Source organism: Photobacterium sp. ABD4_091 (genome assembly GCF_056160145.1).
In genome coordinates this window covers 99,098-117,857 of sequence record NZ_JBSWWQ010000003.1, presented here as the reverse complement: position 1 = coordinate 117,857, position 18,760 = coordinate 99,098, and the positions used below count along the sequence as shown (strand labels likewise).

Here is an 18,760-nt window from a genome sequence, read left to right as displayed (position 1 = left end):
AGCAATTGGAATCTGTTGGGAATATAGAATTAAGCGCTTGCCTTGGCTTCAGCCGCAGCAGGTACAGGCGCTTTCTTGCCCAGTTTCTTGGCCATCACTTCTTCCATTTTCTCCAGGCTGACACCTTTGGTTTCTGGAACAAACTTGACCACAACAAACATACAAATCAGTGACAGGATAGCGAACAACCAGAAGCTGAAGGCACCGTTGAAATGCTCTCTTAGGAAGGCATTGTCATTCAGCATTGGGAACGATTGAGTCACCAGGAAGCCGGTGAACCACTGCGCACCAACCGCGATAGACATTGCACGAGAGCGGATGCTGTTCGGGAAGATTTCAGAAATCATGGTCCAGCATGCACAGCCCCACGATGTCGCGTAAGAAACAACGTACAGACACAATGCGAACAATGCAGCGTAGCCTTCAGTACCGGTGTACAGCACATAACCGACAACCGTCATACCGACCGCACAGCCAAAGGTACCGTATTTCATCAGTGGCAAACGGCCCACTTTATCGATCAGGTACATACCCAGGGCGTTACCCAGGATGAAGACAATACCGACGAAGGTGGTCTGGAACAGGGCGTTTTCAGTACTACCGGTGATTGGTCTTAGGATTTCCGGTGTGTAGTACATGATGACGTTGATACCGGTTAGCTGCTGGGCGGCAGCCACGAAGGTACCGATGACCAAGATGGCGAACAGAAGTGGTGAGCGCAGGCTAACTTGTTTCTTGCCCGGAGAATTAGAGTCAGCCAGTGATGCTTGGATTTCACCGATAAGCTGGTCTGCATGTTTCGGGTTAGAGATACGAGATAGAGTTTCTTTGGCTTGGTCGATTTTGCCTTTCAATACCAACCAGCGTGGTGATTCAGGAATAAGGAACAACAGACCGGCAAATAGCGCGGCAGGGATAACCTCTGAGCCCAGCATCCAGCGCCAGCCCATATCAACCAACCAGGCTTCACTCATACCTTTGGCAATCAGGTAGTTAACGTAGAATACACCGGTCTGGCCGATAACGGCTGATTGCTGGAACATACTCACGGCACGGCCACGGAAGTCTTTTGGTGCCACTTCAGACATGTACATTGGTGAAACCACACAGGCCAAGCCAACAGCCACACCACCAACGATGCGAAGCATGACATAGAAAGAGAAGGTGCTGGCCAGTGCGGAGCCAATGGCGGAGATCATGAAGAGGATAGCAGCAATGAAGAGGGTGTTGCGGCGGCCATATTTAAGGGCTGACCAACCGGCGCTGACAGCACCGATAATACTACCTAGAACAACACTTGATACTGCCCAACCGGTTTGTGCAGAGGTTAAGCCAAAGTGCTCTCTGATAGGACCAATGGCGCCTGATATAACAGCGGTATCGTAACCTAATAAAATTCCCCCTAGGGCTGCGATACAACAAATTCGAATAATGTAAGCAAAATTATGTTTTCGGGCCTCGGCCGCGGTTGTGGGTGACATGTGTTGCTCCTTGATTTATTCCCCTTCTCTCACTCAACCATCGAATAAGCATGAGCTGGGTAGCGGTCCGATACGCTTATTACTGTAGGGCATAGGTATCGGCTGTTTAATTCACCCTTTTATCTGTAGTAGTTATATGTTGCTTTGAAAATATTTTTTCATAAGGTGATGGTTTTATCATATGGAGTTGTTCTTGATTCGACCATACCCAAAGTGGGTTTTTATTCGTAAATGATATCTTGATCAAATTAAGAAAAATATTTTTCAAATTTTAATCTGATTATAACTTATTGTTTTATATGATTTTTATTTGTTTGTGATCTTGCTCAAAAAACCATCTTAGGCCGCGTCGTTACTGGGTTTTTTCCGATTTTTCCAAAAAAATGAAATCCTTTTCAATGCTCGAAAAATATTTTTCATTTTGATTTTTTTGGTTATAGTAATTTCCAAGTTAAACGAACCGGTGAAGAGAACGAAGTTCTTTGCCTTATGTGAGAAAGACATAACCCGAAGAACAATAAAGTTATCTCATCACGTTAATTTTTTTATTTAAGTTATTGTTGGAGAACAAACATGAGCAATGTGCAATACGGAATCAGCCCACTGACTTGGACTAACGATGATATGCCTGAACTGGGCGGCGAGATCCCATTGGAAACATGTTTGAGTGAAATGGCGGAAGCGGGCTTTACCGGTACTGAGCTAGGTACTAAATACCCACGTGAGCCAGAAGTACTTATTCCTCTTCTAGAAAAACACGGCCTGGTTCTGGCTTCAGGCTGGTACAGCGGTAACTTGATGACGCTAACCGCGGAAGAAGAAATCGCTGCCATGCAAGAGCACATCAAGTTGCTTAAAGCGGCTGGCTGTAAAGCTATGGTATTCGGTGAAGTGAGCAACACCGTTCACGGCGATATCAACACGCCACTTTCTCAGCGCGTCATCCTGACTATGGATGAGTGGAAAACTTACTGTGAGAAGCTAACCACAGTTGCTGAGTACCTACTAAACGAGCACGACATCAAGCTGTCTTTCCACCACCACGTGGGCACCATCTGTGAAACAGAAGACGACATCAACATCATGATGGAGCTGACTGGCGATGCTGTTCACCTAACGCTGGACACTGGTCACATCACATACGGCGGCGGTAACCCTGTCACTATGATCAAGCGCTGGGGCCACCGCATCGGCCACATGCACTTTAAAGACCTACGTCTAGAAGTGATGAACGCCGCTCGCGATGCAGACAAATCATTCCTTAATGCTGTGCTTGATGGTGTATTCACCGTTCCTGGTACTGGCGACGTGGATTACGACGACGTTTTCGCTGCACTGAAAGAGCGCGACTACAAAGGCTGGCTACTGGTTGAAGCTGAGCAAGACCCTGCCAAGGCACACCCACTGACGTTCGCTAAAACCGCTTACGAGAACATCACTGGCTACGCGAACAAGTACGGCCTGTAACAAAGAACCCTTGGGGGTGCTAGCCCCCTAACGTATCCCCGGCTGCGCCATTTGGGAGGTGGGCCGGGGTAGGGATACCCCATCGGGTACTGATTATCGAGGAAGACAATGAATACTGTACGCCTGACTGTTGCTGAAGCGCTTGCCAAGTACCTTGCAGCACAAATGATTGAAATTGATGGAAAGAAAGAACAACTTTTCGGTACGGCCTTTGCGATTTTCGGTCACGGTAACGTGACGTGCTTTGGCCAGCAACTAAAGAATATTGAAGACAAGATCCCAACCTGGCGCGGTCAGAACGAACAGTCGATGGCAACAGCGGCCATTGCATACGCTAAGGCTAACCAACGTCGCCGTATCGGTATTGCAACCAGCTCTATCGGCCCTGGCGCGACCAACATGGTAACTGCTGCTGGTATTGCACACACTAACCGTCTGCCTCTTCTACTTATTGCTGGTGACGCGTATGTTAGCCGTCTACCAGATCCAGTTTTGCAGCAGCCGGAGAACTTCGAAGATCCGTCTGTCACTTCAAATGATGCTTTCAAGCCGCTAACGCGCTACTGGGACCGCGTACTATCGCCATCTCAGCTTATGCACACACTGCCGCAAGCGCTTGATACCATGCTAGACCCAGCGACCTGTGGTCCAGTATTCCTTGGCCTGCCGCAAGATATCCAAGGTGTCGCTTACGATTTCCCTGAAGTGTTCTTCGCTGAGAAAGTTCACCGCATCCGCCGTCCAGAGCCTGAAATGGTTGTTCTGGAAGAAGCGAAAGAAATCCTGATGAAGGCGAAGAAGCCACTGATCATCTCAGGCGGCGGTGTGCACTACTCACTAGCGACTGATGAGCTAGCTGACTTTGCTGGCAAGCACAACATCCCAGTGGTCGAGACCATTGCCGGTCGCGCGACTATGCTACAGGACAACCCGCTGAACGCAGGCCCTATCGGTGTTACCGGTTCTGATTCTGCCAACCACATGGCTAACGAAGCCGACGTGGTATTGGCTATCGGTACCCGCCTGCAAGACTTCACGACAGGCTCTTGGACAGTGTTCAAAAACCCAGAGATGAAGCTGGTCAGCATCAACGTGGCGAAATTCGATGCCATCAAACACATGTCTTACCCAGTATTGGGCGATGCCAAAACATCGATGACCAAGCTGTCTGCGCTACTTGGCGATTGGCGCTCAGGTGACGACTGGTCAGCAAAAGCCAAAGCGGAAGCTGACGAGTGGAAAGAACTGGTTCACCGTCGTACCCATCCACAAGAAGGCGACTTACTACCAGGCATGTCTTCTTACGCGGAAGTGATCGGCAAGCTAAACAAGTCGATGGAAAAAGGCGACACCGTACTGACTGCTGCAGGTGGCCTGCCAGCTGAGCTGTCAATGAACTGGCAGAACTACCAGATCGGTAAGTTCGATATCGACTTCGGTTACTCGTGCATGGGTTATGAGATTGCCGGCGGCTGGGGCGCGAAAATTGCCAACCCAGATAACGACGTTGTAGTGCTAGTTGGTGACGGTTCATACCTTATCCAGAACTCAGACATCTACTCCTCAGTACTGACTGGCCACAAGATGATTGTGGTGGTGTGTGACAACGGCGGTTTCGCGGTTATCAACAAACTACAGAACAATACTGGTAACGAGTCTTTCAACAACCTGCTTGAAGACTGCCGCCGCCCAGATGGCGAGTTGGCCCGCGTAGACTTTGCCAAGCATGCTGAAGCACAAGGTGCGATTTCCGAGAAGCTGACCTCTGTCGACGAGTTCGATGCAGCATTCGCCCGCGCTAAAGAAGCTGACCGTACTTACGTCATCGTGGTTGATATCGACCCAGTATCACCAGCGGCATGGTCTAAGTGTGACTGCTGGTGGGAAGTAGGTCTGCCTGAAGTGACTCGCAACGAGCACACCGCTAAGAAAGTCGCGGATTGGGAAGAAGGCCGAGCAACCCAGCGCCGTGGTGTATAGGGACGCGGTGTTCAAGCCCGGTTCCTAACATAAACGAATTCGAACATTTAAATCTTAATATTTCCAATAATTTACCCGCAGGTATCACAGCTGGCTTTATAAAGCATGAGCTGGTTGTGATGCCTGCCAAGGAGTGAACCATGTTTAATGAAGAACGTCATTTTGACCAACCAATCCGCTGGGCAATGGTAGGCGGCGGTCGTGGTAGCCAGATCGGTTACTCGCACCGTAATGCCGCACAGCGCGATGGCCTGTTCAAGTTGGTAGCCGGTGCATTCGACCTAGACCCAGCACGTTGCCGTGACTTCGGTGAAAACCTAGGCCTTGACGGCGACCGTTGCTACGCCAACTACAAAGAGATGTTCGAGCAAGAAGCACAGCGCGAAGACGGCATCCAGGCGGTATCTATCGCAACGCCAAACTCGACCCACTACGAAATCTGTAAGGCGGCGCTAGAAGCAAACCTTCATGTAGTGTGTGAAAAGCCAATCACTTTCACCACTGAAGAAGCAGAAGAGCTAAAAACAATCGCTGCGCAGAACAACCGTGTTATCGGTGTGATGTATGGCTACAGCGGCTTCCCAATGGTACAGCAGGCGCGTGAAATGGTTCAGCGTGGCGACCTAGGTGAAGTTCGCGTGATCAACATGCAGTTCGCCCACGGCTTCCACAATGAAGAGTACGAGCTAAACGATCCAGGCCTAAAGTGGCGTGTAAGCCCAGAGGTATCTGGCCCAACTTACGTGCTAGGTGATATCGGCACACACGCCTTCTACCTATGTGAAGTGATGACTGGCCTTGAGGTTGATCGTCTATCTTGCATGCGCCAGAGCTTCATCAAGTCGCGTACGCCGCTAGAAGATAACGCACACGTGATGATGGAATTCAAAGGCGGTGCAGTCGGTACACTTTGGGCATCAGCGGTTAACTCAGGCTCTATGCACCAGCAGAAGATCCGTATCGTGGGTTCTAAAGCGTCTATCGAGTGGTGGGACGAGCAGCCAAACCAGCTTCGCTACGAAGTTCAGGGTGAAGCACCACGCATTCTAGAGCGCGGCATGGGTTACCTGCACCAGGACGCACCGGGTGTTGCTGCTAACCGTGTTGGCGGTGGCCACGCCGAAGGTTACTTCGAGTCTTGGGCAAACCTATACCACCGCTTTGCTTTGGCATTCGACGCGGCAGACCGCGACGACCAGGCAGCGCTAGCGGATATCTGGTTCCCAGGTATCGATGCCGGTATCGAAGGTGTACGCCTATGTGAGAAGTGCGTTGAGTCAGCAGACCAAAACGCAGCTTGGGTTGATTACGAGTAATAGGAACGGACCATGACAAAGATTGCACTTCAGCAAGACCGCAAGCTGGATGCCATCGTGTTGGGACGTGCGGGCGTAGACCTTTACGCCCGTGAATCAAACACGGATATGGCTGACATTTCAGGCTTTAAAAAATTCGTCGGTGGCTCGGCTGCCAATATCGCAGTAGCTGTGAGTAAGCTAGGCGGCAAGGTAGGCTTTATCGGCTGCGTTGCTGATGATGCCTTCGGCGGCTATGTGAAGCAGTACATGTCAGGCCAGGGCATCAACCTAGACGGCATGATGACAGACAGCTCGGGCTCGCGCACTTCTGTTGCCTTTACCGAGATGAAGCCAAGCGACTGCACAGTATTGATTTACCGTAACAAAGCGTCTGACTTGACCATCAAGCCAGAGCAGGTAGACCCAGAGTACATCGCGAGCTCGAAAGTGTTGGTAGTCACCGGTACTGCGCTGTCTGAAAGCCCAAGCCGTGAAGCCACATTAATTGCGATGGAGCATGCACGCCGTAGCAATACGCTAGTCGTTCTAGATGTCGATTACCGCCCGTATTCTTGGCGCACCGATGTTGACGCGTCTATCTACTACGGCATCGCAGCAGGCTTGTCGGATATCGTTATCGGCAACCGCGAAGAATTCGACATGATGGAAACCGTGTTGGCTCCGGGCAACAAAGATGACGATGCAACGGCAGAGCGCTTCCTGCGAGCTAATACCCAGGTTGTCGTAATCAAAGCCGGTGAGTTCGGCTCTAAAGTTTACTGCCGTGACGGCCACAAGTTCCAGCAAGGTATCTTCCGCGTTGAGGTTCAGAAGCCATTTGGCTCGGGCGACTCATTCGCTGGCGGCCTGATTTGGACACTGGTAAACGGTGGTGAGTTGGAAGATGGCGTCAAGCATGGTTCAGCGGCAGCAGCGATTAACGTTAGCGGCAACAGCTGTACCGAAGCGATGCCAACCAAAGAGCAGCTATTCGACTTTATTGAGACCAGAGAGCAAAGCCTTTAACTAGCGCGCAGCGTTAAGGAAGGGTCATTTTGGTCAGCCGGGCCAGTATCGCATGGCTTATCAGTCTTCCATCGGTACAACCATCGAGGTCCGGCTTTTTTATTTCCCCAAGCCTATAGCGATAGGCGTTAATTAACAGAATCAGATAATTAAAGGCTGCACTGGCGAATCAAAATAATAAGTCAGGCAGTGAGGAGAGAGCCATGGGTAAGCATATCCCGCCGTTTGATAACAAGAACCAACCTATCATCGACGTTAACGATGAAGTGACACCACTATGTTACTTCAACCAAGTTCGCCTATCGCAGGGCGAGCAACACCAGCATGTTGTCGAGGGCTATGAATCTGTCATCGTCCTGGCTGGCGGCACCTGTTCAATCACAGTGACCAACGGCGAGAAGACCGAAGTATACGACAACATCGGTAAGCGTAAATCGGTATGGGATGGTAATCCTGAAGCGGTATATGTCCCGCTTGGCTACAGCGCAACTGTTGACTGTGTCAGCGATACAGCAGATGTGATGATTGCGGGTGGTAAGTTCGAGCAATCGCTAGAACCTTTCTGCATTCGCGAAGAGAATGTCGATATCGTCCAGTACGGCTCTGACGACACTAAAACCCACCGTAAGATCAAGCACGTACTGGGTCAGTCAAACTCTGACAACCGTGGCCGCCTGCTAGTTAGTGAGCTGTTTACCGTCGGTGCCGGTGGTTGGTCTGGTTTCCCTCCTCACAAGCATGATGAAGACCGCGTTAAGCCTGACGGCAGTAAAGAAACCTTGTACGAAGAAGTATACCAGTTCCGTTTCAACCCAGATTTTGGCTTCGGTGCCCAGTTCCTGTACGAGCACGAAGATGACTTCGGTCCGGTGTACCACGTACGTACCGGCTCAGTGATTGCTATCGACAAAGGCTACCACCCAAGCGTGGCGGCACCTGGCTACGAAATGTATTACTTCACCATCATCGTGGGCAAAACAGAAAAGTCGCTGATCCAGCATTTTGACCCGCACCACGAATACCAAGTAGAGACGATCCCTGGCATCAAGGACATGATCGCCAAGTTCAAATAACACGGAGGCTTACTAATATGCTCGTTAATCTAAAAGACCTTTTGCCTGAGGCTGCAGCCTCCGACTATGCCGTACCTTGCTTCAACGTATTCGGCTACGAAGATGCCCGTGCCGTGGTAGAAGCGGCAGAAGAAGTGAACAAGCCAGTGATCCTCGCTTGCAACAAAGATGTGGCTGATTTCTACGGTGTTGAAACCGCTGCGGCGATGTTCCTGACTTTGGCGAAAAACAGCACGGTACCAGTATGTTTGCACCTAGATCATACCTACGAGGAAGAGATCGTTTACCGTGCCCTGAAAGCGGGTTTCAGCTCAGTGATGTTTGATGGCTCTCAGCTTTCACTGGAAGAAAACATTGCCCGTACCCGCGCGGTGGCAGACGTTGCCCACGCAATGGGCGCTTCAGTTGAAGGCGAAATTGGCTCGGTGCCTTACGATGAAGGCCGTGACCACATCAAATCTATCTATACCGAAGCAGAAGAAGCGGCCCGTTTTGCCAAAGAAAGTGGTGCCGACTGTGTGGCTGTCTCTGTAGGTAACGTACACCGCCTGACTGAGCCAACTTGCACCATCGATTTTGGCCGCTTGGACAAGATTGCCAGCATGGTTGATATCCCGTTGGTTATCCATGGTACCAGCGGTATCCGCAACGAAGATATGGAAGTGCTCAAACGTACCCGCGTATCGAAATTCAACATCGGTACCTGCCTGCGCCAAGCGCTGGGTCATGGCTTGCGTGATTTCATGAATGAAGAGCCTGAGAAGTTTGACCGAATTTATTTCATGAAAAAGGCAATGCCTGCGGTGAAAGAAGAAGCGATTCGTAATTTCAAACTGCTGTCGTAATAAATGTCGTGACCATTTGCCCTGTTAATACAGGGCATTTTTTTCGCAGGAGAGCATCAATATATGGAAGTAACCGAGCTTGTTCCCACCGATTTAGACACCCTCAAAGATCATATTGTCCGTCGCTATGACGATTTAAGCCCGCGCCTGCAACAGGTGGCTGACTTTGCCATGTCCCAGCCAATGCTGGTAGCGGTTGAAACCATGGTGACCATTGCCGAGCAGGCCAATGTGCCGCTGTCTACCCTAAGCCGCTTTTCTAATGCGATGGGTTTCTCTGGGTTCAGTTCGATGCAAGCTGTCTTCCGCGAACACTACTTCAACCGCCCGCGGGATTATAAAGAGCGGGTACGAAAGGCGAGAAACGAGGCAGAATTTGGCCCTGATTCCGCTGCGGCTATTTTCCATGATTTTGGCGCGGCAAATATCGAGGCTTTAGAGCAGCTGCAAATCACCGTATCACCGCAAAAGCTGGATAGGGCTGTGGCTTTGCTTGAAGGGGCAGAGACGATTTATATCCAAGGTATGCGCCGTGCTTATCCCGTTGCTTTCTATCTCTGGTATGCCTTGATGAAATCAAACAACGATGTTGTGCTGGTTGATGACAACGGTGGCATGCTGTCGCCAATGACCCGCCTGATGAGCGAGAAAGATGTCTTGGTGACGTTCACCTTCAGCCCTTACGCACCAGAAACCACCGATGTTATTGAATTGGCGTACAATAAGAATGTGCCGATTATTGCCATTACCGACAACCAGATGATGGAGCAGGGCAACAAGATGGATGTCTGCTTCGAGGTACAAGAAGGGGATAATTTAGGTTTTCGCTCGCTGAGTTGCTCGGTCTATCTTGCCCAGACATTGGCTGTGAGTTTGATGTGTAAAGATACCAATTAGAGCCTCGTATGAGGCTCTAATTTTATTGATTGGAGTTAATAGGAGCGGTTACTCGCCACACTCTTTGTTGAGGTAGGCCATCGCAACGGCTTGGGCTTCAGCATTGGAGTTCACCGTTTCTTTCTCGCGCAGCTCAAGGTAGAGCTCGACACATTTTTTCACCGCTTTGGTCAAAGAAACTGGTTCAGGTTTCGCAACCGTTTCTTCAAGCTGCTTAGCAAACTCTGGCAGGTATTTTTCAACCTTGCGCACACCGAATGGGGTAAAGCCGCCTTGCTTCAGGGCCAATGGCGACAACACAACATGGCGGATAAAGGAAATAAACTCGAGGGTTTCAAAATACTCACCACGGGCAATCTTGGTTGCGGCGTAGTGGGTCCAAATCCAGAAGCGATCCTCGATCTATTGTGGATCTGGCTGCGGGAAATGATGCTGGGAGTGTTGGAAGACATCCGAGAGGTAACTTTCCCGTTCCCACACCACTTTCGTCTCATCAACACGGGTAGCAGCATCCGGCAGGGCAACGAACTTGAAGTCGACATGCACAGTATTTGGCTCGAATAAGGCGATAACAAGACGGGGTTCACCGACGTGTTCACCTGTGAAGGCAGCGAGTTTGCCCCCAACGCGGTCAATGAGCTCGAAACGCTCTGTCATGATGCCGTCGAATTAAGAGGGCTCAACCGCGATAACCAGGTCGAGATCGCTGTATTTATCCATGGAATCAGAAGTAAACGAGCCGCTGGCCCCTATGCCGAGAATGCGAGGATCCTGCGAGAACGTCGCAATGATTTTTTCTAGAAGCTGCTGATGAGTGCTTGGAAGTGTTTGTGGAAACTTCATATTTTACCTATTTAATTTATTGAAACTGCTGGCGCAGCCACTGCGGTAAAATGAGCGCAGCATTACAGAATGCCAAATACATAAAGGTTTTGCCAGTGGCTTGATTGACTGACTTAAAAACGATAAAAAAAGCTCGCAACACCAAAGTGTTACGAGCTAAAAAATAGAACGATAAACGGATCTTAAGTGGTTATGATTTTCCGAATGCGGGAATAATCATGCCTACTTTATGTTGCAAACCCGCGAAGGCAAGGTGACGTTTTTAGGTTATGATCGGGCGACTTATGTTGATTGCGAGCAAATATGAATCCAGAAAAGCTGTACCCCATTGAAGGTTTTACCAACACACTGCTACTCAAGCCGCTACTGGCCCAGAGTGAGATAGACAACATCACGATTGGCGATTACACCTATTACAGTGATTTTGACGACCCAAGCAAGTTCTTTGCTGATAACGTTCTGTATAACTTTGGCTTTTCTGGTACCTCTCTGCATATTGGCAAGTTTTGCGCCATTGCCCACGGCACCAAGTTCATCATGGCAGATGCCAACCATGCAACGTCTGGGGTGAGCACCTTCCCGTTTGCCGTTTTCGGCGGGAAGTGGGCAGAAGCAATGCCACTGGGTGATTACCCGTTCAAGCAGTATAAAGATATCCGGGTTGGCAATGATGTCTGGTTCGGTAACGAGGTAACCGTGATGCCCGGCGTGACCATTGGCAACGGCGCGATCATTGGCTCGAAAGCCGTCGTCACCAAAGACGTACCTGCTTATGCCATTGTGGGGGGCAACCCTGCCAAAGTGATCCGCCAGCGCTACTCTGCCGAGGAGGCTGCCAAACTAGAAAAACTTGCCTGGTGGGATTGGCCTATCGAACACATTGAGCAGGCGATCCCCCTATTGGTAAAAGGGGGTGTCGCTGAACTGTCAGACTATGCCGACCAGCATAATCTGGCGCCTTAGCAGTCATTAGCTACAGCACTTTATCAATATTGCTGACCAGATAGTCGATCAATGTCCTGACCCTGGTTGGCAGATATTCCCTCGACGAGTAATAGACCCAAACCTGGATCGGATCACCCCAGTAGCTCTCTAGCAGCGGCACCACTTGGTTTTTCTCCAGCTCTTGTTTGAACATCCAAGTGCCCAAGCAGCTGATGCCGGCACTGGCCAAGGTGGCTTGCTTGGCTGCCCGGAAATGGTTGACGATAAGCTTGCCCTTGGGCTCATAGAGCTTGTTGCCTTCACCATCATTTAACCGCCAGCCGTGAAACCGTCCTGATGTAATAGAGCGCACTGGAATACATTTGTGCGCATCTAGCGCCTTGATGGTGGTGGGCTTGCCATGGCGCGCCAAATAGTCGGGCGTCGCAAAGACCCCGATACCAACCTCAAACAGCCGCCGCGCGATAAGACGCGAGTCTTGGTTAATCGCAGTACCGATACCCAGATCAAAACCGTGCTCAACCAGATCCACCACGCGATCATCAAAATGAAGATCACAGGTGATTTCCGGGTAGGCTTCCATGAAGTCCAAGATCAACGGCAGGATATGCTCTTGGCCGATGGAGCTCGCTGGCAGGTTGATCTTGAGCTTGCCGCTGACGCTTTGCGAGTCATCGGTGATCCGCTCGATGGTGTGTTGGATAGACTCGACTGAAGGCGTGAGGCTCTCAAACAGCTGTTCGCCCATTTGGGTTAGGCTGAGTGAGTGGGAAGAGCGGTGAAACAGCTTGACCTGCCACTCTTCTTCCAGTTTCCCAATGGCCTTGCTCACCGCCGGGGCGGAGATCCCCAATGCTCTTGCAGCCTTGGCAAAGCTGCCGGTTTTGGCAACCTGAATAAAGATGGGTAGTTGGGTCGGCAATGCTTTCATTAACTAATGGTTACCTTGTTAATAACTCAAAACACACTACAGGTTAATAAAGTTTTGCTCAATACTATATCCAACGCAGCACAAGACAACACAACGACATCCTAATCCACCGGAACAAGCAGAGATGAGCGAGACAGATAATGACAATGCCTAATCTACACCAGCTAATTATAAACAGTGATGTTAACGGTTTTCGTCAAGCTATCGAGATGGCAGCAGATGTGAACCAGCTTGACCCGGTGATGGGTAACTCGCCGATGCACATTGCCGCGCAGCAAGACTCTGCAAGTTGGGTTGAGGCGTTGCTGGCAGCTGGGGCATTTATCAACCTGCAAACCCCTAAGCATGGTGTGACACCCTTGATGGTCGCAGTGTGGCATCGTAAACCAGCTGTTGTTGAGGCTTTGCTCAAGCAAGCTGACGTCAATATCGAGATTGTCTCTACTTTTGGCCTCAAAGCGGAACAGCTGGTGGATTTTGGTGCCTCGGAGCAAGACGTTTATGGTCAGCAACAGGCTACGCAACTTCGACAGTTATTTGAAGCTTACCGCGACCAGCTTAGCCAGTCACAAGCCCGGCTGAGTGCTTATCAGGTAGTCACGGATAGTCGATGGGACGATACGGAAAAAGCGCGCCAGTTGGTCCAAGTCATGGATAGTGCTTCGCTTAACACCCCATCGGCAATCACTAGTTCAGGCAATGATGAACATACCGCGGTGATGGTAGCTGCCCGAGACGGTTTGGTCGAAAGCCTCAAGGTGTTGATGGAGCAAGGTGGCGATCAGACGGTGCCGGATCATTACATGAAGGCCATTCCGCTGCACAAAGCCGCCTATAACGGCAGGGCTGATGTGATTGAACTGTTGTCGAACTATCCGGGCTTCAAAGACACTCTGGACGCACAAGGGCCGAACAACGGTTATACCCCGTTGCATGATGCAATTTGGCACGGCCATACTGACGCGGCAGCGAAGCTCATTGCATTTGGCGCAAGAACAGATTTAACCGGCTTTGACGGAAAAACACCGCTCGAGTTGGCAAGAGAATATCAATATTCATCCATTGTTGAGATGTTGGAGAAAAAAGCATGAAAGTACTCGTCGTTTATTGGCACCCTGAACCAAAGAGCTTCAATGGCGCGATGTTTAACCAAGCAGTCTCCGCGCTGGAGGCGGCCGGCCATGAGGTGAAAACCTCCGATCTCCATGCGATGAATTTCAACCCGGTTTCTGGTCGACATAATTTCCAAACCGTCAATAACCCGGATTTCTTCAAGCAGCAACTCGAAGAAATGCACGCCAACGAGCAGGGTAGTTTTGCCCCTGAGATTGAAAATGAAATCCAAAAGGTTGAGTGGTGTGATTTGCTGATTTTCCAATTCCCATTGTGGTGGTTCAGCATGCCAGCAGTCATGAAGGGGTGGGTCGACCGTGTCTTTGCCATGGGGCGCACTTACGGTGGCGGCCGGTTTTATGAGTCGGGCGTTTTCAAAGGCAAAAAAGCCATGCTGAGCCTGACCATGGGCGGTGGTGAAGACATTTACGTCAAAGGCGGCTGGAATGGTGATCTGGAAGGGATCTTACGTCCCATCCATCGCGGTATTCTTGAGTTCAATGGCTTTGAGGTGCTGGGACCTTTCTCAGTATTCGGTCCTGCCAGAATGAGCCAAGAAGAACGTATCGCTGAACTGGATAGGTACAGCACCAGATTGGAAAGTATTTTTACTGAATCAGCAATGGTGGTGGGTGAATACTAGAGCCGATGTTGCGACCTGATTTGTTGTTTCAAAGAAAATGCCGACATGATGTCGGCATTTTTAGTCTGTAGGCTTGAGCTTATTGGTTAAGGATTAAGCCAGCAATTCTTTTGCTGTATTCACTACGTTCTCGGTAGTGAAGCCGAACATCTTGAATAGCTCGCCTGCAGGGGCTGATTCACCGAAGGTTGTCATACCGATGATCTTGCCGCCAAAGCCGACATACTTGTACCAGAAGTCTGCAATACCCGCTTCGATAGCAACACGAGCTGTGACGTCTGATGGCAGAACCGCTTCACGGTAAGCTGCATCTTGCTTGTCGAATGCATCAGTAGATGGCATTGAAACAACGCGTACTTGCAAACCTTCTGCTGTTAGCTGCGCAGCGGCTTCCACCGCCAGCTCCACTTCAGAGCCGGTAGCGATAAGAATGAGCTCTGGCTTGCCTTCACAGTCTTTCAGGATGTAACCACCCTTGGCGATATTCGCAAGCTGCTCAGTGTCACGCACTTGCTGTGCAAGGTTCTGGCGCGAGAAGATCAGAGACGTTGGGCCGTCTTTGCGCTCGATAGCCAGTTTCCATGCTACGGCAGACTCAACCTGGTCACATGGACGCCATGTGCTCATGTTCGGTGTCAGACGCAGAGATGCCATCTGCTCAACCGGCTGGTGAGTCGGGCCATCTTCACCCAGACCGATAGAGTCGTGGGTGTAAACCTGGATGTTCTGCACTTTCATCAGTGCCGCCATACGCATTGCGTTACGCGCGTATTCCATGAACATGAGGAAGGTTGCACCGTATGGTACGAAACCACCGTGTAGCGCGATACCGTTCATGATTGCAGTCATGCCGAACTCACGCACACCGTAGTGGATGTAGTTACCCGAGAAGTCGTTGGCTTCTAGCGACTTAGAGCCAGACCACATAGTCAGGTTAGAAGGTGCCAGGTCAGCAGAGCCACCCATGAACTCAGGAAGCATCTGACCGAACGCTTCCAGTGCGTTTTGAGAAGCCTTACGTGAAGCGATGTTGGCAGGATTTGCCTGTAGATCAGCGATGATTGCGTTCGCTTTCTCTTCCCACTGCGCTGGTAGTTCACCGTTTACACGGCGTTTGAACTCAGCCGCTAGCTCTGGGTAAGTTGCTTCATAAGCTGCTAGCTTTGCATTCCACTCTGTTTCTTTGGCGGTACCTGCTTCTTTGGCATCCCACTGGGCATACACATCAGATGGGATCTCAAACGGGCCGTGGCTCCAGCCGAGGAACTCACGTGCTGCTGCGATTTCATCGTGGCCAAGAGGTGCGCCGTGACAGTCGTGCGAGCCTGCTTTGTTTGGCGAGCCAAAGCCGATGATGGTCTTGGTACAGATCAGTGTTGGGCGAGGATCCGCTTTGGCTGCGATGATAGCGGCATTGATAGCCTCAGCGTCGTGGCCGTCTACTGCTGGGATCACATGCCAGCCGTATGCTTCGAAGCGCTTTGGCGTATCGTCAGAGAACCAACCTTCAACTTCACCGTCGATAGAGATACCGTTGTCATCCCAGAACGCGATAAGTTTGCCAAGACCTAGGGTACCGGCAAGCGAACACGCTTCATGAGAGATACCTTCCATCAAGCAGCCGTCACCCATAAACACGTAAGTGTGGTGGTCTACGATGTCGTGGCCTTCTCGGTTGAACTGGGCTGCCATGGCTTTTTCAGCCATTGCCATACCTACCGCATTGGTGATGCCCTGGCCGAGTGGGCCGGTCGTCGTTTCGATACCTGGTGCGTAGCCATACTCAGGGTGACCTGGTGTTTTCGAGTGTAGCTGGCGGAAGTTTTTCAGATCGTCGATAGACAGATCGTAGCCAGTAAGGTGAAGTAGAGAGTAAATCAGCATTGAACCATGGCCGTTCGACAAGATGAAGCGGTCGCGGTCAGCCCATTCGGGGTTTTGCGGGTTGTGGTTCATGTGACCACGCCACAGTACTTCGGCAATATCAGCCATACCCATAGGCGCACCCGGGTGGCCGGAGTTAGCTTGTTGAACCCCATCCATGCTCAGGGCACGGACTGCATTAGCCAGACGTTTGTTTGTGTTATTCATTTCTAGGTCTCAATCGATCAATCTAAATTAGTATAAAGCTGCGAATTCTGTGATTTCTGGTTTGCCGCGAAGCAGTAGGAAGTTGAGGAAGCGGCTAGTCGATGTCGTCAGGATTTGCTCTTCACTGACATCGTGCTTTCCCAGCAAAGCAATGGCGAGATCGAGTCGGGCAATTTCTTCGCTGAAGTGGGCATCAGATCCAGTGGTGAAATACACGCCAATCTTTTTGCCGATCTCGACAATATTGCTGCAACGAACGTCGCTTCCTTTGCGGCTTTTGCCAGTTAGCGAGGTGTTGTTGACCTCAACGGCTACGTTGTGCTCCTTGGCACAACTTAGTACCTGCTCAATGTCGAATGGGTAGTTGGGGTTGCCCAAGTGCCCCAGTACATCTACCCGGCCACTTTTGATGACATTGACAAGGGCTGCCGTATGCTCGGCTTCTGTCGCGGGTTTGAATACGGGTTCATGAAAGCTAGCAATAGCCCAGTCAAGGTGTTGGTCTGTCGAAGGTGGCAGGTCGATTTCACCTTTCACGTTGAGGATATTGGCTTCAACACCGTGCAAGATGCCGACATCATGCAGGAAGCGGGGCAAAATCCGCTGGTTATTGAAATGCCAATAGTGGGGAGCACCTGGCATCTCTGGGGCATGGTCGGTGGTGCAAAGTAATTTCAACTCTTTGCTTTTTGCGGCCTGGGCATTTTCAATAATGGTGCTGTAAGCATGTCCACTGGCGATGGTGTGGGTGTGGGTATCTATCACGATATCCATAGTGATCTCCTGTTTCAGTTCCTGCTGAGGTGGACAGCTTATTGGATTTCAAATGATCCGTCGCGGTTCATAAACAAATTCAAATCCGCTTTGATGGAATGGTTGAGGACTTTCTCGACGTTGACCGCATCAGATTGGTGGTAAAACGCCAATGCGTCTTCTGGTGAACTGCCGCCTCGGATCTTCCTATTGACCAAGCGCTCTTGGAGGAACTCAGCCTCGGTATCGAGGAAAACAGAGAAGTCGGCGAGCTTGTGCAGCCCTTGCCATACCGGCTCATCGAGCAGCAGCCAGTTACCTTCTACCACTACGATATTACGTTTGACGTCAATGGCATCATCAACCGGATCATGCAGGTTCCTGTCGTAGTAGGGCCATTTGGGATCCTTGATTTTTAGCTGTTTCAGCTTGCCGATAAGCTCGGTCAAATTGAAGGTTTCGTATGAGCCTTTAATACTGCGTAGGGAAATGGTTTCGCCATTTCGTTCAGTGGTGTTGCTGTCGAGGATGTCGTTGGGGTAATGAAAGCCATCAAAAGGCAAAACTTGCAAGGGCTCTAGTTGTTCATCCTGCTCGGATAAATGCTCCCAAAAGGCGGCAAGTGTTGATTTCCCACTGCCTGGAGGCGCACTGAGAAAAATCACCACCCGTTGCTGGGTTTCTTTATAAAGGCGGGTGAATTTTTCAACCAGTGGCTGGTGGATGGTTTCGATATCTTTATCGGGAAATACGGCTTCGGTGTCGAATCCACTGATGTTTAAATTTACTTTCATGGTGAAGCCTCACTGTTTTATCTCTCTTTCGATATTTTCAATTAACAGCTCACAAGAAAGGTTCAGCACTGTTTTGATCAGAGATTCATATCTCATCTGTGAAAAGGCTTCGAAAGAAGAAAACTTTAATTTGTTTATGGACTCAAGGTAAAAGCCGTCTTGCTGTGTTGATATCACCGATTGGCTTTTTATGAAGTCGTAAATAACATCATCACCGTAAGAGATCTTGTCTGAAACAGACGCGGAATACTCTAAGGTTTGGTTGTACAAACCAATATCGGCATAGGTTTCCATCGAGATTTTACCCATAGCGAACATTAGTTTAGAGACGACATCAGTGGTGACCAACGGGCCGTCTTCCCGTAGTAATGGCTCCACAGCATACTCCATCACTAACTTGTCCTGGACAAAGACGTTAGGAAGTAATGCTTTTAACTTGAGGTTTATTATTTTGTTCGAAATCTGAAGAAACGAAGTGGCGTTATCGCACTCTTCCAGTTTCTTCAGTAATTCATGTTCACGTGACAACGTTTGCGACCTCTTCATCATGTGGCAGCGCAAAGGCTACCACACAATTTCG

At 50.1% G+C, this 18,760-nt stretch carries 16 protein-coding genes and 1 pseudogene; 10 read left to right on the top strand and 7 right to left on the bottom strand.

Annotated features, from left to right (window positions below; all coding sequences use genetic code 11):
- Positions 1-29: 29 nt before the first annotated feature.
- Entirely contained in the window at positions 30-1,481 is a 1,452-nt protein-coding gene (locus ACXAGQ_RS22030; protein ID WP_475256793.1) for a sugar porter family MFS transporter, read from the bottom strand.
- A 573-nt stretch (positions 1,482-2,054) separates the two neighbouring features.
- Between ACXAGQ_RS22030 and iolE the strand changes: the two genes are divergently transcribed.
- The 7 genes from iolE to ACXAGQ_RS21995 all read left to right on the top strand — a co-directional run bounded on the left by iolE (position 2,055) and on the right by ACXAGQ_RS21995 (position 10,067).
- On the top strand, positions 2,055-2,948 hold the full coding sequence (gene iolE, locus ACXAGQ_RS22025) for a myo-inosose-2 dehydratase (protein ID WP_317522492.1): 894 nt from the start codon (positions 2,055-2,057) through the stop codon (positions 2,946-2,948).
- Positions 2,949-3,056: 108 nt separating this feature from the next.
- Entirely contained in the window at positions 3,057-4,928 is a 1,872-nt protein-coding gene (iolD, locus tag ACXAGQ_RS22020; protein ID WP_475256791.1) for a 3D-(3,5/4)-trihydroxycyclohexane-1,2-dione acylhydrolase (decyclizing), read from the top strand.
- 140 nt (positions 4,929-5,068) lie between these two features.
- Positions 5,069-6,244 carry a Gfo/Idh/MocA family protein gene (locus tag ACXAGQ_RS22015; protein ID WP_107298719.1) on the top strand — a complete coding sequence of 392 codons (1,176 nt, stop codon included), beginning with the start codon at positions 5,069-5,071 and terminating at the stop codon, positions 6,242-6,244.
- A gap of 12 nt (positions 6,245-6,256) precedes the next feature.
- Positions 6,257-7,252 carry a 5-dehydro-2-deoxygluconokinase gene (gene iolC / locus ACXAGQ_RS22010; RefSeq protein ID WP_475256789.1) on the top strand — a complete coding sequence of 332 codons (996 nt, stop codon included), beginning with the start codon at positions 6,257-6,259 and terminating at the stop codon, positions 7,250-7,252.
- Positions 7,253-7,455: 203 nt separating this feature from the next.
- Positions 7,456-8,325 (top strand): 5-deoxy-glucuronate isomerase, encoded by an 870-nt coding sequence (locus tag ACXAGQ_RS22005; RefSeq protein ID WP_475256788.1) that lies wholly within the window; start codon positions 7,456-7,458, stop codon positions 8,323-8,325.
- Between the two features lie 17 nt (positions 8,326-8,342).
- A complete protein-coding gene (locus ACXAGQ_RS22000; RefSeq protein WP_475256787.1) occupies positions 8,343-9,170 on the top strand; it encodes a class II fructose-bisphosphate aldolase in 828 nt (275 codons plus the stop codon).
- Between the two features lie 63 nt (positions 9,171-9,233).
- The gene (locus tag ACXAGQ_RS21995; RefSeq protein ID WP_475256786.1) at positions 9,234-10,067 is read left to right on the top strand and encodes a MurR/RpiR family transcriptional regulator; all 834 of its coding nucleotides are present in this window, start codon (positions 9,234-9,236) and stop codon (positions 10,065-10,067) included.
- Positions 10,068-10,115: 48 nt separating this feature from the next.
- Here ACXAGQ_RS21995 and ACXAGQ_RS21990 read toward each other — a convergent pair.
- Positions 10,116-10,910 (bottom strand): annotated as a pseudogene (locus tag ACXAGQ_RS21990) (aminoglycoside 6-adenylyltransferase).
- Positions 10,911-11,213: 303 nt separating this feature from the next.
- Between ACXAGQ_RS21990 and ACXAGQ_RS21985 the strand changes: the two are divergent.
- A complete protein-coding gene (locus ACXAGQ_RS21985; RefSeq protein ID WP_475256784.1) occupies positions 11,214-11,873 on the top strand; it encodes a CatB-related O-acetyltransferase in 660 nt (219 codons plus the stop codon).
- Positions 11,874-11,883: 10 nt separating this feature from the next.
- Here the strand turns inward: ACXAGQ_RS21985 and ACXAGQ_RS21980 are convergent, their stop codons facing one another.
- Positions 11,884-12,786, bottom strand: a complete 903-nt coding sequence (locus ACXAGQ_RS21980; protein WP_475256783.1) for a LysR family transcriptional regulator — start codon at positions 12,784-12,786, stop codon at positions 11,884-11,886.
- 146 nt (positions 12,787-12,932) lie between these two features.
- Between ACXAGQ_RS21980 and ACXAGQ_RS21975 the strand changes: the two genes are divergently transcribed.
- Together ACXAGQ_RS21975 and ACXAGQ_RS21970 are read left to right on the top strand one after the other, a co-directional pair.
- The gene (locus ACXAGQ_RS21975; RefSeq protein ID WP_475256782.1) at positions 12,933-13,877 is read left to right on the top strand and encodes an ankyrin repeat domain-containing protein; all 945 of its coding nucleotides are present in this window, start codon (positions 12,933-12,935) and stop codon (positions 13,875-13,877) included.
- Positions 13,874-14,542: an NAD(P)H-dependent oxidoreductase gene (locus ACXAGQ_RS21970; RefSeq protein WP_475256781.1), complete on the top strand. Its 669-nt coding sequence runs from the start codon at positions 13,874-13,876 to the stop codon at positions 14,540-14,542. Before ACXAGQ_RS21975 ends, ACXAGQ_RS21970 begins: the two co-directional genes overlap by 4 nt.
- A gap of 93 nt (positions 14,543-14,635) precedes the next feature.
- On the opposite strand, the gene tkt is transcribed toward ACXAGQ_RS21970, so the two are convergent.
- The 4 genes from tkt to ACXAGQ_RS21950 are packed head-to-tail and all read right to left on the bottom strand — an operon-like array spanning position 14,636 to position 18,708.
- Entirely contained in the window at positions 14,636-16,633 is a 1,998-nt protein-coding gene (tkt, locus tag ACXAGQ_RS21965) for a transketolase (RefSeq protein WP_475256779.1), read from the bottom strand.
- 27 nt (positions 16,634-16,660) lie between these two features.
- Positions 16,661-17,407, bottom strand: coding sequence for a PHP domain-containing protein (locus ACXAGQ_RS21960; RefSeq protein ID WP_475256778.1), 747 nt, complete (start codon positions 17,405-17,407; stop codon positions 16,661-16,663).
- A 38-nt stretch (positions 17,408-17,445) separates the two neighbouring features.
- A complete protein-coding gene (locus ACXAGQ_RS21955; protein ID WP_475256777.1) occupies positions 17,446-18,180 on the bottom strand; it encodes a nucleoside/nucleotide kinase family protein in 735 nt (244 codons plus the stop codon).
- A gap of 9 nt (positions 18,181-18,189) precedes the next feature.
- Entirely contained in the window at positions 18,190-18,708 is a 519-nt protein-coding gene (locus tag ACXAGQ_RS21950; RefSeq protein WP_475256776.1) for an MltR family transcriptional regulator, read from the bottom strand.
- Between the last annotated feature and the right edge of the window lie 52 nt (positions 18,709-18,760).

Coding starts and splice junctions, on each gene's coding strand:
- ACXAGQ_RS22030 (WP_475256793.1), bottom strand. CDS start 1,481: ATGTCACCCACAACCGCGGCCGAGGCCCGAAAACATAATTTTGCTTAC.
- iolE (WP_317522492.1), top strand. CDS start 2,055: ATGAGCAATGTGCAATACGGAATCAGCCCACTGACTTGGACTAACGAT.
- iolD (WP_475256791.1), top strand. CDS start 3,057: ATGAATACTGTACGCCTGACTGTTGCTGAAGCGCTTGCCAAGTACCTT.
- ACXAGQ_RS22015 (WP_107298719.1), top strand. CDS start 5,069: ATGTTTAATGAAGAACGTCATTTTGACCAACCAATCCGCTGGGCAATG.
- iolC (WP_475256789.1), top strand. CDS start 6,257: ATGACAAAGATTGCACTTCAGCAAGACCGCAAGCTGGATGCCATCGTG.
- ACXAGQ_RS22005 (WP_475256788.1), top strand. CDS start 7,456: ATGGGTAAGCATATCCCGCCGTTTGATAACAAGAACCAACCTATCATC.
- ACXAGQ_RS22000 (WP_475256787.1), top strand. CDS start 8,343: ATGCTCGTTAATCTAAAAGACCTTTTGCCTGAGGCTGCAGCCTCCGAC.
- ACXAGQ_RS21995 (WP_475256786.1), top strand. CDS start 9,234: ATGGAAGTAACCGAGCTTGTTCCCACCGATTTAGACACCCTCAAAGAT.
- ACXAGQ_RS21985 (WP_475256784.1), top strand. CDS start 11,214: ATGAATCCAGAAAAGCTGTACCCCATTGAAGGTTTTACCAACACACTG.
- ACXAGQ_RS21980 (WP_475256783.1), bottom strand. CDS start 12,786: ATGAAAGCATTGCCGACCCAACTACCCATCTTTATTCAGGTTGCCAAA.
- ACXAGQ_RS21975 (WP_475256782.1), top strand. CDS start 12,933: ATGCCTAATCTACACCAGCTAATTATAAACAGTGATGTTAACGGTTTT.
- ACXAGQ_RS21970 (WP_475256781.1), top strand. CDS start 13,874: ATGAAAGTACTCGTCGTTTATTGGCACCCTGAACCAAAGAGCTTCAAT.
- tkt (WP_475256779.1), bottom strand. CDS start 16,633: ATGAATAACACAAACAAACGTCTGGCTAATGCAGTCCGTGCCCTGAGC.
- ACXAGQ_RS21960 (WP_475256778.1), bottom strand. CDS start 17,407: ATGGATATCGTGATAGATACCCACACCCACACCATCGCCAGTGGACAT.
- ACXAGQ_RS21955 (WP_475256777.1), bottom strand. CDS start 18,180: ATGAAAGTAAATTTAAACATCAGTGGATTCGACACCGAAGCCGTATTT.